The organism is Eubacterium sp. BIOML-A2 (genome assembly GCF_009680135.1).
Classification (GTDB): domain Bacteria; phylum Bacillota; class Clostridia; order Lachnospirales; family Lachnospiraceae; genus Faecalicatena; species Faecalicatena contortus_B.
The window spans coordinates 87,155-101,537 of record NZ_WKZK01000007.1 but is presented as its reverse complement, the minus strand read 5'-3'; the positions used below and the strand labels follow the sequence as shown (position 1 = coordinate 101,537).

12 protein-coding genes are annotated in these 14,383 nt (G+C 45.7%); 11 read left to right on the top strand and 1 reads right to left on the bottom strand.

What is annotated here, in order from left to right; translation table 11 throughout:
• The first annotated feature begins 197 nt into the window (after positions 1-197).
• Together GKG43_RS04500 and GKG43_RS04495 are read left to right on the top strand one after the other, a co-directional pair.
• A complete protein-coding gene (locus tag GKG43_RS04500) occupies positions 198-869 on the top strand; it encodes an AroM family protein (RefSeq protein WP_050641777.1) in 672 nt (223 codons plus the stop codon).
• 49 nt (positions 870-918) lie between these two features.
• Positions 919-2,517 carry an OPT/YSL family transporter gene (locus tag GKG43_RS04495; RefSeq protein ID WP_129878788.1) on the top strand — a complete coding sequence of 533 codons (1,599 nt, stop codon included), beginning with the start codon at positions 919-921 and terminating at the stop codon, positions 2,515-2,517.
• Between the two features lie 41 nt (positions 2,518-2,558).
• Here GKG43_RS04495 and GKG43_RS04490 read toward each other — a convergent pair whose 3' ends face one another.
• Positions 2,559-3,491, bottom strand: coding sequence for a LysR family transcriptional regulator (locus GKG43_RS04490; RefSeq protein WP_129878786.1), 933 nt, complete (start codon positions 3,489-3,491; stop codon positions 2,559-2,561).
• A gap of 142 nt (positions 3,492-3,633) precedes the next feature.
• Here GKG43_RS04490 and GKG43_RS04485 point away from each other — a divergent pair, with 142 nt between their 5' ends.
• From GKG43_RS04485 to GKG43_RS04445, 9 genes are all read left to right on the top strand, one after another.
• The gene (locus GKG43_RS04485; protein WP_055149950.1) at positions 3,634-4,419 is read left to right on the top strand and encodes a carbon-nitrogen hydrolase family protein; all 786 of its coding nucleotides are present in this window, start codon (positions 3,634-3,636) and stop codon (positions 4,417-4,419) included.
• A 30-nt stretch (positions 4,420-4,449) separates the two neighbouring features.
• On the top strand, positions 4,450-5,760 hold the full coding sequence (locus GKG43_RS04480) for a cytosine permease (RefSeq protein WP_050641773.1): 1,311 nt from the start codon (positions 4,450-4,452) through the stop codon (positions 5,758-5,760).
• A gap of 30 nt (positions 5,761-5,790) precedes the next feature.
• Complete coding sequence (locus tag GKG43_RS04475) at positions 5,791-6,858, top strand: hypothetical protein (RefSeq protein WP_050641772.1); 1,068 nt, start codon at positions 5,791-5,793, stop codon at positions 6,856-6,858.
• Between the two features lie 37 nt (positions 6,859-6,895).
• Positions 6,896-7,960 (top strand): hypothetical protein, encoded by a 1,065-nt coding sequence (locus GKG43_RS04470; protein WP_050641771.1) that lies wholly within the window; start codon positions 6,896-6,898, stop codon positions 7,958-7,960.
• A gap of 91 nt (positions 7,961-8,051) precedes the next feature.
• Entirely contained in the window at positions 8,052-9,479 is a 1,428-nt protein-coding gene (gene pepD, locus GKG43_RS04465) for a beta-Ala-His dipeptidase (protein ID WP_243125818.1), read from the top strand.
• Between the two features lie 670 nt (positions 9,480-10,149).
• Complete coding sequence (locus tag GKG43_RS04460; protein WP_050641769.1) at positions 10,150-10,623, top strand: hypothetical protein; 474 nt, start codon at positions 10,150-10,152, stop codon at positions 10,621-10,623.
• A 967-nt stretch (positions 10,624-11,590) separates the two neighbouring features.
• Positions 11,591-12,508: a 1-phosphofructokinase gene (gene pfkB, locus GKG43_RS04455; protein ID WP_129878782.1), complete on the top strand. Its 918-nt coding sequence runs from the start codon at positions 11,591-11,593 to the stop codon at positions 12,506-12,508.
• An 11-nt stretch (positions 12,509-12,519) separates the two neighbouring features.
• Positions 12,520-12,984, top strand: coding sequence for a PTS sugar transporter subunit IIA (locus tag GKG43_RS04450; RefSeq protein ID WP_157355568.1), 465 nt, complete (start codon positions 12,520-12,522; stop codon positions 12,982-12,984).
• Positions 12,981-14,378, top strand: a complete 1,398-nt coding sequence (locus GKG43_RS04445; RefSeq protein WP_050641766.1) for a fructose-specific PTS transporter subunit EIIC — start codon at positions 12,981-12,983, stop codon at positions 14,376-14,378. Before GKG43_RS04450 ends, GKG43_RS04445 begins: the two co-directional genes overlap by 4 nt.
• Positions 14,379-14,383 lie beyond the last annotated feature (5 nt).

Genomic DNA, 14,383 nt, shown 5'->3' with positions numbered 1-14,383 from the left:
TTGGTTGCAAGCCATAAATACTTTATCACAAAGTGGTGTCCTCTTTTCATTTAATCCGAATAAAATTTTACGCTAGCACTACATAAGAGCATACAGCAAGGAGGCTTATCTTACAAACATAGGATAAGTCCCTTTTTGTATAATAATTGCTATGGTGTCTGAGGGAAGGAGGATGTAAAGAAAAAGGAGGTGGGTTGATGAAGATTGGAGCGGTTACAATCGGGCAATCACCTAGGGTGGATGTAACACCTGATATCCTGCCGATATTCGGCGAGGGGGTGGAATTGCTGCAGGCAGGTGCACTGGACGGGCTGACAAAGGAACAGATCCGGTCTATGGCACCTCTGGAAACAGATTATGTTCTTGTTTCACGTTTAAATGATGGTACGTTTGCCAAATTCGGAGAAAGTTTTATACTGGAAAGGATGCAGACCTGCATCTCAAGGCTGGAAGAGCAGGGGGCGGTTCTCATCATGCTGTTTTGTGCAGGAACTTTTCCGGACATATTTGAAGCAAAGGTACCGCTTGTGTATCCGGCAAAGATTTTGAATGGTTTGGCTCGGGCATTGAGCAAAAACTCCAACATCATAGTGATAACACCTGATGAACAACAGGTGCAGCAGGCATATGACCAGTGGGGGCCGATCATGGAGAAAGTTACTCCCATACCGGCAAACCCCTATGGAGATATGGCTGAAGTGCGGAAAGCTGCGGAAAAAGCAAGGGATATTGACGCGGATCTGATTGTGATGGATTGTATTGGTTTTACAAAAGAGGCGAAAAGCATTGTTTCATCCATCGCGAAGAAGCCTGTTCTGCTCTGCAGGACAACTCTGGCAAGGACCGTCAGCGAAATGTTAGACATTTAAGCAACACAGGTTTACAACTAACAGAGTTTAACACAAAGGAGGCGTTTTAATGAACGAACAAAATAACGGGACACAGGGACAGAAGCATCCGTTAGCGTTAAGTCCGGCGATCTTGATCCTGAACATTATACTTGCAGTTCTGGGTGCGATCATCGGGATGGAGCTGATCGTACGTGTCGGTATCAGCACGAATACGTCTATCGTAGGTGCACTTTTTGCAATTATCCTCTCCAGGATACCGCTTGCAATATTTAAAAAGTATAAGAATATCCATGCGCAGAACCTGGTGCAGACATCGATTTCAGGTGCAACTTTTTCTGCGGCTAACAGCCTGATCCTTCCCATTGGTATTCCATACCTGATGGGGGAAATGCAGCTGGTGGTTCCTATGCTGGTGGGTGTGCTTTTAGCAACCATTATTGATGCAACCATACTTTATAAGACCTTTGATACTCCGATGTTCCCTGCAGATGAGCCATGGCCGCCTGGAATTGCGGCTGCAGAGACCATTCTGGCGGTAGTCAATAAGGGCAAAAAAGCAATGCTGCTTATTGTAGGTATGGGCATCGGTATTGTCGGAAAAGCACTGGGAATTCCGACCGACCTTCTCGGCGTTACATGGATCGGTGATATGTGGGCGCTTGGTGCATTTGGAGTGGGTGCTCTTGTAATAGGTATCAGTAACGACAATCAGTTTAATATGTCCCAATACTATGTGCCTCACGGCATCATGATCGGTGCAGGCCTTGTAGCTTTGATCCAGGTTGGGATTATGCTGTTCAAAAAGGAAGATGGCAAGAATAGCGTTGCCGGCAGGTTTACAAGCAGTATTGCCGATATGAGAGGGGCTCTTGCCAAAGGCTATATTGCATATGTTGTAGTTGCGATCGGTCTTGCGGTGGTATCTGGCATGTATGCTGAGATGTCCGTTCCGAAACTGATTATCTGGGTAATATTTGCAGCGTTCTCTGCAATCGCATCAGAATTGATCGTAGGGATGTCGGCGATGCATTCGGGATGGTTCCCCGGATTTGCCACGGCCCTGATCTTCCTGCTTGTGGGTATGATGATAGGATTTCCGAAGATTCCGCTGGGAATACTGGCAGGTTATACGGCGGCCACAGGACCGGCATTCTCTGATATGGCGTATGACTTAAAGTGCGGATATATTCTCCGTGGAAACGGTGCGGATCCTGAGTTTGAGCGTGCGGGAAGAAAACAGCAGTATATCGCGGAAATTATTTCATTCTGTGTAGCGTTTGTTGTTGTTCTTGCGATGTTTAATACATACTTCGAACAGGACATGTTTGCACCGGTTTCTCGTACCTTCGTAACAACAATTGATGCTGGTTCTAGTCCTGAGATTGCGAAATGGCTGCTGATCTTTGCGATACCGGGTGCGATTATCCAGTTTATCGGCGGTCCGAAGAAGCAGCTGGGTGTCCTGTTTGCAACAGGTCTTCTTGTTGGTACCACAATTACGGGTATCACGGTTATCGTAGCCCTGATCTTCAGAATCATCGTTGTTAAGATGAAGGGGGAAGAAGGACAGAGTATCCTGTACATTCTTGGTGCAGGTTCCATTGCAGGTTCAGCCCTATATAGTTTCTTTACGTCCACCCTGCAGCTGGGAAAAGCGAAAAAATAGCCGGCAGACAGACGGCGTGAAAAAGAAACGGTCAGTTTTCTTCAGGAGGGCGAAGAAAACTGACCGTTATTTTGAAAAATGGAAGAATTCAGGACTTCTCTGCATACTTCCAGGAATTGCATGTTGCCGGGGGTAAAAAAGCTGTTTTTCATCCATGCAAAGTTGAACATGGAATGTGACGAAAAGTTGCGTATATGTATCTGGCTTAGAAGGCCTTTTTCCAGGTTCTCCTGCACGACAAAGCGGTAGATAAAAGAGATTCCAACGTTTTCCATGACCATTTTCTGCACAGTATTGATCGTGCCGATCTCAACATAAGAACGGAAGCTGTCGATATCCTGGTTGTGTGCATGGAGAATCTTCATCAGGTTCCGGTGGGAGTTGGTGTCATTTTCTCGGAAAATCAGCCGGTAACTATTGAGATCCTTGAAATCGACGGTCTTGCCGGCAAGCGGGTGCTCCGGTGAACAGACACAGATTGTGTCGGCTTCAAAGAGTTCGCAGCTCTCATATTCCAGAGGCGGACAATAGGTGTCTATAATACAGAACTGAATGCGGCCCGATTTGAGCTGCTGCAGAAGTGCATCCGCCTCCCCCAGATACATGTTGACCTTTTTGTCAGGGTACTTTTTCAGGTATTGGGCAACCATATGCGGAACAAGGGATTCCCCGGTCGTAGTCAGTGTTCCAAGTTTGAGTTCATCAGGCTGTTCGGGCTGATTTTTGAGCTTTCGTTCTATAATCCGGGAGTCTGATTTGATCGTCTGGGCGTAGGAGCGGAGCAGTTTCCCATGCTCGGTCAGGTGGAGCAGGCGCTTTTCATCGTAATACAGAAGTTTGGTCTTGTAATATCCTTCCAGAAATTTAATGTGCTGAGTGACAGCGGGCTGTGTAATATTCAGCCTGTTTGCCGTCTGAGTATAGTTCCTGGTCTCGCACAGGATGAGGAATGTGTCCAGTTTTTGATCTAACATTTTGCATAAATCCTTTCTGAATTTTCTGGTAATTAACCATATAATCGGAACTTATTAGGTCATAAAATTATGTGATTTCATTTTATACAAAAATTGTGGTAATATCAATATAAATGAAAGCCATCGTAAAAAATATTTTAAGATGGGGAAAGGAAGTGAGATATTGCTGAAACTGGGGATTGTGCAGATGGCAGTTTTGGAGGGAAAGGTTGAAGATAACCGCAGAAAGATTAGAAAGGCTGTAGAAAGCCATGCGGCCGGGGATATTGACCTGCTCTGTTTCCCGGAACTGTGCATCAGTGGTTATGATTTCGAAAGCGCTGTATTGTCTGACAGAGAGGCAGCATTTTTTTCAGAACTTGCAGCAGAGTATGGAATTGCGATTTTGGCGGGAATCCATGTGCCGGAGGGCGATAAACATTATGATACAGCCTGCATCTGGAATGAAAAGGGAGAACTGCTGGGAGAATACCGCAAGATCCACCTCTGGGACACAGAAAATGACTTTTTTGAGAAAGGGGATGAGCTTGTTACAGTGCCGTTCAAGGGCTGGAATATCGGTCTGCTGATCTGTGCGGATCAGGGATTTCCGGAGGTTTCCACACCGCTGGCGCAGAAGGAAGATGCGGATGTCATAATTTATCCGAGCGCATGGGGCGTTGGGTGGGAAGATTTATTTACCACGTGCAGCAAGATGAGGGCAGCGGAGAATCAGGTATATACAGTTTCTTTGAACCGGGCATCGGGAGATGCGCAGTACTGCGGCAATTCGACCGTGTCCAATCCGGACGGGAGTACACTGATGAGGCTTTGTACCACTGATGAGGCTTATGCGAGGGTCGTTTTGGAAAAAGAAAAACTTGAGCAGGCAAGGAAAGGTATTCCCTGGAGGAATATGAAGAGGTATGAAGTTTACAGCAAACTATAAAGAATGAGGGACTTAGGAGGATACTAGAATATGGGCAAGAAAAAAGAAGATAAGGCAGCAATCGTGGACGAGCCGATGACACCTGTGCCGCTGGATCAGCGGCAGAACTGGGTTACACCGGCGGTTATATTCGGCGGACTCGAGTTCTGTGTTCCGATTCTGATGATTGGTGCAACGCTGATCGGGGCGTTTGGAATCAAGGGTATGGTTCCGGTTGTACTGTTTACATTTTTAATACTTACTTGGGGCGGCAATACATTGAGCGGGTACATAGGAGCAAAGACAGGGCTGTCTTCTTCTGTAATTGCACGACAGGGATTTGGTGACAAGCAGGCGAAATTCATCATAGCGCTTGTAATCGGAGTCATCAGCATGGGCTGGTGGGCGATCCAGACATCGGTTACAGGAAATGCACTCTGTGTTATACTGGGGATAGATTATACAACGAACAGAATTGCATGGGCGATTGTTACGATTATCGTTGGATTTCTGTTTGCTATACCGTCTATTATCGGATATTCTTCCATGAAATGGACGGATTATCTCGCAGTACCCTGTGGATTGCTGTTATGCGTGGCAGGTATTTATCTGGCACTGAAGAATGTGGGCTGGTCCAACATTATGAACTATCAGGGCAGCGGGGATATTTCTTTTGCGGCAGGTGTTACTATGTTGCTGGGCATGAATGTTTCCCAGTTTGTAATCGCAGCGGACTATACCAGATATGCAAAACCAAAGTGGAAAGACAACATCCTGATTCCTCTCGGAATTATTGCAATCGGCATCCCGCTTGTATTTATCGGCGCTATTATGGCAGCAGGAAACGGAACTGCCGATATCGTGGCAGTCATGCAGAATCTGGGATTCCCGGTATGGGGATTCATCGTGCTGTGGCTTGCATCATGGACCAGCCAGCTGGTGAACAACTATACAATGGGTCTTTCTTTTTCAAACATTTTAAATGTGACGTCTAATAAAGGAAGAGCGACTGTAACACTGGTCGGTACCGTATTATCAATTATCCTCTCTCTGTGGGGAATCCTGGAGCACTTCCAGGACCTGCTGAGCCTGGCAGCACTGCTGTATCCGGGAATTGCAGGAGTTATGTTTGTGGATTTCTTTGCAAGAAAACAAAACTGGGTAGACAAACTTGGATGGAACTTTATGGCCACATTGGCTATGGTGGTTGGAACGGCAGTGGGTTATGTGACAACTTATGTAGTGAAGATCGGCATTCCGCCGCTTCAGTCCCTGCTGATCACCGGTATTGTTTACTATGCGGCAATGAAAATTAAGGCAAAAACTGCTCCGGATAAATTTACCGAGGGTATGTTTGAGTAAAAAAACAATTTAAAAGAAGGAGTGATGGAAATGGAATATCCAATCGGCGTTGAAATGACAGATTCGTATCAGTCTTATGAGGTGCAGCGTGCGGCCATGAAACTTGTGAAAGATGTCATGCTTGTAAAAGCGGGGGAATCCGTCGTGGTTACAGCGGACACTTCGACTGATATGAGAGTGGTCGATGCGGTGATGAGCGCAGCATACACCATCGGAGCCAATCCGGTCATGATCAAATACCCGACAACAGGCAAGGCGTTTGAAGAGCCATTCCTGCCAATTGCGAATGCGGTGGCTGTAGCAGATGTATGGATCGAGTTTGCATATTATTGTGTTATGCATACACCGTGCTTCCAGAAAGCTATAGCAAATGGGGCAAGGTATACCTGCCTCTGCGGTATGGATACGATCATGCTGGTAAACACTGTAGGTAGAGTAAAATACGATGTAGTGGTTGAGTTTGGCGAGTACCTGACGCAGAAGGTGCAGGCATCTAACGAGATCATTGTGCGTGATGCAAACGGAACAAATCTGAAGGCTTATAACCAGGGAAGAAAAGTAAAACATTCCGGACAGCTCGCAACAAAGAAGGGCTATCCTGTGATGCTCGGCGGACAGGTAAGCTGGTGCCCGGTGGAGGAGACGATCGAGGGTACGCTGGTATTTGACGCAGCGCTGTTCCCGCCGAGTGAGATTGGGCTTTTGAAAGATCCGGTAAGGCTCGAATTCAAGGAAGGCCGCGTGACAGAGATTACAGGCGGTGCACAGGCTGAGATTTTTAAGAAGTGGCTGGCATCGTTTAACGACCCGAATATGTACCGCCTGGCACATTATTCAATCGGATTTAACCCGGGTGTGCGCAAGGCCACAGGAAGAATTGTGGAAGACGAGAGAATCTTTGGATGCATAGAATTCGGCATCGGAAGCCAGGGGGCCAGCCTGATGGGGGCATTCTGGGATGCAGCATCCCACACGGACGGAGTGGTATCTAAGCCTACCATCATCCTGGATGGGGAAGTTCTTGAAGAGAACGGCATATACAAAGAAGAAACCTGTATATCATACTGCAAAAAGCTTGGCATTGCAGAGTATGAATAAAAAACCCGTGTATTCAGTTTAAAGGAGGACAAATAATATGGAATATCCAATTGGAATCGAAATGGCGCCGGAGTATTTATCTTATGAGGTTAGTAAAGCGGCTTATAAATTAGTAAAAGAAGTCATGCTGGTTGAACCCGGCGAGAACGTAGTTGTAACGGGTGATACATCCACGGATAAGAGAGTGCTGGATGCGATTATGAACGCAGCATATATTGTAGGAGCTAATCCTGTGCTTGTTTACGTTCCGACGAATGAGAATGCATACGCAGAGCCAATTGCTCCGCTTGGCAATGCTGTGGCAGTGGCAGATGTATGGATCGAGTTATCTTACTCCTCCATTATGCTGTGTGAGTCCTGGAGAAAGGCAATCGATTTCGGATGCCGCTATATCAACCTGACTGGTATGGATGTAACCATGATTGTTAACTGTATCGGCAAAGTGGATGTGGCGCGTGTTGTTGAACTCGGGGAAGCGCTCAAGGCAAAGATGGAAGCGGGCAATGAAATCATCATCAAGGATGAAAACGGAACCTATCTTACAGCCAGAAATGAAGGCAGAAAGGTCCGCCATTCCGGCCAGCTGGCTACATTTAAAGGATATCCGTTCATGATGTGCGGACAGATCAGCTGGTGCCCGATCGAAGAGACAATCAACGGCAAACTGGTCTTTGACGCAGCTATCTTCCCGCCAACAGATATGGGGATTTTGTCAGACAATGTAGAGCTGACACTGGAAAATGGAATCGTGACAAAGATTGAAGGCGGCAAAGACGCAGAGCGTTTCAGTTCATGGCTGCACTCATTTGACGATCCGAATATGTTCCGTCTGGCTCACTATTCACTTGGTTTCAATCCGGGAGTATCAAAGGCTACGGGACGTATCGTAGAGGACGAAAGAATCTTTGGCTGCATGGAATTCGGTATCGGAAGCCAGGGCAAGATGATACGCGGTAGTTACTGGACAGCTGCATCTCACACGGATGGTGTAGTTTCCAAACCATCCATTATTCTGGATGGAGTTGCAATCGAAGAAAACGGCAAATATGTAGATCCTGAGCTTGCTGAAATCTGCAAAAAAATGGGAGTGGCAGGTTACTAAAAGTAAAACAGGTCTGAAGTAAATGGGGACACCCGGCAGGCTTGTGCCAGGGTGTCCTCCTGTTATATAAAAAAAGAAGGGAATGCAGCGAATGGACATAGAAAAAGTAATTTATTATTTTAAAAAAGTCTGCTCGATACCAAGAGCATCGGGAGATGAGAAGGCGATCAGCGATTATATTGCTGATTTTGCGAGGGAGAGAGGGCTGGAGGCAGTACAGGATTCTCATTATAATATCATAATCCGTAAACCCGCCACAGTACCTCATGCCGGGGAGCCCGTGATTCTCCAGGGACATCTGGATATGGTATATGTAAAGGAAAATGACAGCGGCCATGTATACGCCGACGGGATCGAGGTGAAGGAAGACGACGAATACTTTTATGCGGACGGAACTTCTCTTGGGTCTGATAATGGCATTGCAATCGCGTATTGCCTGGCTCTTCTCGACAGTGATGATATCGCGCATCCCGATCTGGAAGTCGTGTTTACTGTACAGGAAGAAGTAGGTTTGATCGGCGCTGATGTGATTGACATTTCTTCTCTGAAGGGGACGCGGTTTATTAATCTGGATTCTGAGGAGGAGGGCGTATTCTACACTAGCTGTGCAGGCGGTCTGAGATGCCGTATGGCCTGGGATGTGGAGACAGAAACGCTAAAGGAGGCAAGAGTGCCTCTCAAAGTGGCCTTCCAGGGTCTTGCGGGCGGCCATTCAGGCATCAATATCGGAATGGGGCTGGGGAATTCTATTGTGCTGCTCGGAAGGCTCCTGTATGCCCTCAGAGATATGCAGATACGGATCAATGATCTGGATGCCCCCGGAAAGGCGAACGCCATTGCCAGCAATGGTGCGGTATGTTTCTATATAAAGCCGGAGGATCTGGATTCCGTAAAAGCAAAAATACGGGAAGCGGAAAAAACATTCCAGGCAGAACTTCAGTACACGGATTCTATTTCCTTCCAATTAGATGAGGGAAGTCTGCTGGAAGGTGCTGTTGTCTATACGGAAATGTATCAAAAGAAGATTATGAACAGCCTGATGCTTCTGCCCTACGGTGTAGCAGGATATTCTTTTGCGATAGAAGGCCTTATAGAGACTTCTATGAATATGGGGGCGCTGACAATGGAAGACGGAAGGCTTACCCTGCTGATGTCCCTGCGCAGTTCCGTGGAATCACAGAAATATATGCTGAGGGATAAAATCCAGATTATAGCGGATGAGTACTGCGATACCTGTATCTTTGAGAACGATTATCCGGGCTGGCAGTACAGGAAAGAGTCACCTCTTCGGGAGAAGGCAATTGCACTGTACGAAAAATTGTTTGATAAAAAAGCTGAGGTGGCTGCAATCCATGCGGGGCTTGAGTGCGGGTACTGGGATAACAAAAAACCGGGGCTGGATATTATCTCGACGGGGCCAAACCTTTACGATGTGCATTCCACAAAAGAAAAAGTATCAAAAGAATCTATCGCGCATATGTGGAGTTATCTGACTGAGCTGCTGAAAGAATTGGCGTAGTATCTTGGGGATGGGACGCGAAATGAAGGGATAGCCGCCAGCCTCCTAAGGGCACATATGCCGTTGCGAATTGCGGACACAGACCTAAGAAATTCTAAGAAGGAGCCAGCCGCGAAAGTGGGGCACGGGATGGCACAGCACAAGAAATCCGATGATTTCTCGCGCTGGGCCATCCGCATTTATGATTCGGAATCATAAATGCTCCCCACTTTCGCGGCTGGCTCCTTCTAAGAATTTCTAAGGGCTGCTTTAGCAGTTCACAACGGCATATGTGCCCTTAGGAGGCTGGCGGCTATCCCTTCATTTCGCTGGGGGCATCCAATCGGAAGGTGAGAGGCGTTTGTCAGGGGGCGCCAAACGGGGGGAGCGTATTGATTCGCTTGGGGGAACAGGATCGCTCCATACGTTCACAAGGCTGAAGCTTGTAAACTACCTTCGGATTAATTAGATTGGATGGGATGTGGGAAGTGCCCCTTAGGAATTTCTTAGAAAAATTTAAGGTTCTTCTACTTGGAATGAAAAGAGGTTTGTGTTATCCTAAGTGAAAGGCGTTTATTTGATAAGGTAGTGAGGATCCGATTACCTGTATGGGGGCGGATGAATCATGAAGCGCGGATTGAAACAAAAATGCAGATAGATGTCATGCATAAGTAGGAGGAGATAGACAATAATGACACGGATGGAATTCCTTCAGCAGCTGCGCCAGGCGCTTGAAAACGATTTGAGCGGCAGTGTGGTACAGGAGAATGTAGATTTTTATAATCAGTATATATCGGATGAAGTGAGAAAGGGAAAGAGCGAGGAAGAAGTACTTCAGATGCTGGGAGATCCCTGGATCCTGGCCAGAACTGTTATTGATGCCGTGGACGGAACCGACCGTTCCACAGTTTATGAGGCCGGCGGAAGCACTTACGATGACTTCGAGAAGGGGAGAAGCACCCAACAGGAGAATGGGGGACAAAAGATGCGAGGTTTTGGATTTGATACCTGGTGGAAGAAACTGCTGGCAGTTCTGGCAGTCATTATGGTAATTGTTGTTATATTTTCAATCGTAACCGGTCTTGTACGGCTGCTGGCTCCGATACTTATACCGATCATCGTTATTCTGATCATCATTCAGCTTATTAGTGGGCGGCGAAGGTGAGGTTTGGCTGGTATGGGGGCGCCTGTGGATGCGGAAAGACAGGAGTGGCTGGAAACGGGTTATGGTCTGTAAGCCGGAGTAGAGTAAAATAGAAGAAAAACCAGGGCAACCTGGCCACATCACGAGAAGCATGGATGGCTTCTCGCGCTGGGGCCAGGGAGTTTTTTTTGCTTATAAAAGTAAAAGACCGATGGGGGAGCCATCGGTCTTTTGAGGGGAGTATAAATAATTAATAAGGGGTTGTAGAAAGTAACCTTTCTACATTGATAAGTATAATATACAAAACTGGAAAAAGCAAGCAAAAATAAAAAAAATATTAAATAAAAAGATTTATCCGATTTTGTAAAATATGAATAAAAAAGTAGTTTGGCAGGAACAATATGTGTGTACCAAATAAATTTCTCAGGAGGAATACTCATGTCAAACAATTACAGTAACACAAACAACTCAAATAACTCTAACAACTCATCAAAGAACACAAACAGCAATTCATATTCATCTTATTCTGATGAACAGAGCAAGAACAAGAATTCTAACAAGAATTCTTCAAACAACTCTTCTTCTAACAGCAACAAGAATAACAACAACAATAACAACAACAAGAATTCTAACAGCCAGAGCAACAACTACTAATTAGAGCTCCTTTATGCAGGTCAAATTGTAAACTTATGTGACTGTTCACGGGTCTGAACAGTTATAAACTCATTTTGGTACAGGGAAGAAATATTTTGGGACGTGGTAAAGTTAAACTTTACTACGTCCCAAAATTGTATTTAAGAATTTGGAAATGAAAAGTGAAATGAAAGAAATGACGCAAACGGTCATTATTTGTATGCATTGGCTAAAAAAACAGCCAAAAATAGCGGAAATGTAGAAAAATACATATGAAAATTGTAAATAATGGAGATTGATTGTGAACGATTATGAAAGTATAATGATGCTAAGTTCATTGGAAGGGGGTGAAGGAATGATATATACGGTTACATTAAGTGCCTCTTTAGACTATATTGTTTCGGTTCATAATTTTGAACTGGGAGTGACCAATCGGACCACTTCAGAAATGATCCTTCCGGGAGGGAAGGGAATTAATGTCTCCATGATTCTGCAGTCACTGGGAATTGAAAACAAGGCGCTGGGATTTATCGCAGGATTTGTAGGTGAAGAGATCAGGAAGAGGGTCATAGAGATGGGATGCCAGCAGGATTTCATTTTCCTGCCGTCAGGAGTTTCCAGAATTAACATAAAGTTAAAGTCTATAGAAGGAACAGAAATCAACGGACAGGGGCCATATATTTCTACAGAGTACATAGAAAAACTATTTAAACAGTTAGACTCATTGAACGAGAATGACATTCTTGTATTAGCAGGCAGCGTGCCGTATTCTGTGCCGGATTCTATCTACAAGGTTATCATGAACCGTTTAAGCGATAAAAAGGTCTTGATTGTTGTTGATGCATCCAACGATTTGTTGGTTAATGTCCTGGAAAACCATCCGTTTTTGATTAAGCCAAATAGTTTTGAGTTAGGTGAAATATTCGGAAAAGATATCCATGACAGAAAAGATATTATGAAACATGCGAAATTGCTGCAGCAAATGGGCGCCCGTAACGTTCTTGTATCCATGGCGGGAGACGGAGCCATATTAGCAGCGGAAAACGGCCGGATATATGATGCACCTGCACCAAAAGGCAAGTTAAAAAATGGGGGGGGGGCAGGAGACTCTATGGTCGCCGGGTTCCTGGCTGGCTGGCTGGAAGCGGGCGATTATGAAAAAGCCTTTCGGATGGGAGTAGCATCCGGAAGTGCCAGTGCATTTTCAGAGCATCTTGCAACAAAGGAAGAAATATATAAAGTGTTAGAGCAATTTGATGAAAAGCAGTTATGAAAGGGGCGCATATGAGAGAGTTATTAAAACCGGATTACATTTTTGTGAACCAAAGGCCAAAGTCAGCCAGCTTAGACGCCGCATTAGAGCTAATAAGTGAAAAATGCAGTGAATATGCAGGGGTAAGGGCCTCGGAACTGAAGAAAATGTTTTTAAAAAGAGAAAAGATGGATTCTACGGGGTTTGGCGAACAGTTAGCAATCCCACATGCAAAAGTAAAAAGATTAAAAAATCCTATGATTGCAGTATTTCGCTTTGAGGATGGAATAGACTGGAAGTCTATGGATGGACAGCCTGTAAGGGTGGCAATCGCCCTGATTATGCCTGCCGGCGATGAGAATAATACCCATTTACAGGTGCTGGCAAAACTATCAAGAAAACTGGTGCATCAGGAATTTATGGAGATGCTGTTAAAGATTGAAGACAAGATGGAACTGTATAATTACATCATAGAAGAAATGGGGGATTTGGGATGAAATTTGTAGGAGTTACAGCCTGCCCTACAGGTATTGCACATACCTATATGGCAGCAGAAAAGCTGGCGGAAGAAGCAAAAAAAATGTCCATAGGCATCAAAGTGGAGACAAGAGGTTCTGTTGGAATAGAAAATAAACTGACGGAACAGGAGATTAGGGAAGCAGACGTGGTTATACTGGGGGTTGGTGTTTCGGTTGATAAATCCATGTTTAACGGGAAAAAGATCGTAGAGGCTACAGTTTCTGATACGATACATAATACGGATACCGTAATTAAAAGGGCCATTGAAGCAGCGAAAGACGAGAATTACCCGCTGTACACAGGGGGAGGCACAAAAGAAAAGGCAAGTGAAGAACAGGAAGCAGACACGTTTCTTAACTTGCTCAAGAGGATACCAAAGCATTTAATGACGGGCGTGTCCTACATGATTCCTTTTGTTGCGGCGGGCGGAATCATGATTGCCATCTCGTTTATGTTCGGCATTGATGCATCCGGAGTGGAGGGATCCCTTCCATTTTATCTGAATAAGATAGGCGGCATTGCATTCAGCGTTATGATACCGATTATGGCAGGGTTTATTGCATACTCCATGGCGGACAGGCCGGGTATTGCGCCGGGTATGGTAGCAGGCCTGATTGTTACGCAGCTGGATCCCAGCCCGGGATTTATCGGAGGCATCATCGGGGGTCTGCTGGCGGGTATCATAGCATGGGCAATTAAAAAGATTAAAATGCCTAAAGCGCTGGCAGGTTTAAAACCCGTTTTAATTATTCCTCTTTTTTCCACCTTTATCGTAGGCTTACTGATGTATTTTGTGGTTGCACCGCCTTGCGTTATGCTTCAGAGCGCGATGACAAACTGGCTGACCAATATGTCAAACAGCAGCGGCATATTACTGGGGGCCGTAATTGGAGCTATGCTGGCATTTGACCTGGGCGGCCCGGTGAATAAGGTTGCGTACATGTTTGGCGTGGGGCTGCTTGCAGAAGGTGTATATGGCCCCCAGGCAGCAAGTATGGCATCCGGTATGGTGCCATCTCTGGCGATGGCTCTGGCAACTGTCCTGAACAAAAATCTCTATACTCCGGCAGAAAGGGAGAGCGGAAAGACAGCATGGCTTTTAGGCGCATCATTTATAGCAGAAGGGGCAATTCCATTTGCCGGTGCGGATCCGCTTCGGGTTATCCCGTCTCTGATGGTCGGCTCTGCAGTGGCAGGAGGCATGGCAATGGCATTCAACCTTACATTGCAGGCGCCTCACGGCGGTATCTTTGTAATGGGGCTTGTGAATAAACCGTTTTTATTCCTGCTCTGTACAGCGGTTGGCATGGTTATATCTGCGCTAATGGTCAATTTCCTAAAAGGAATGAAGGTTAAGAAAAACAAAAAATAAGAAGG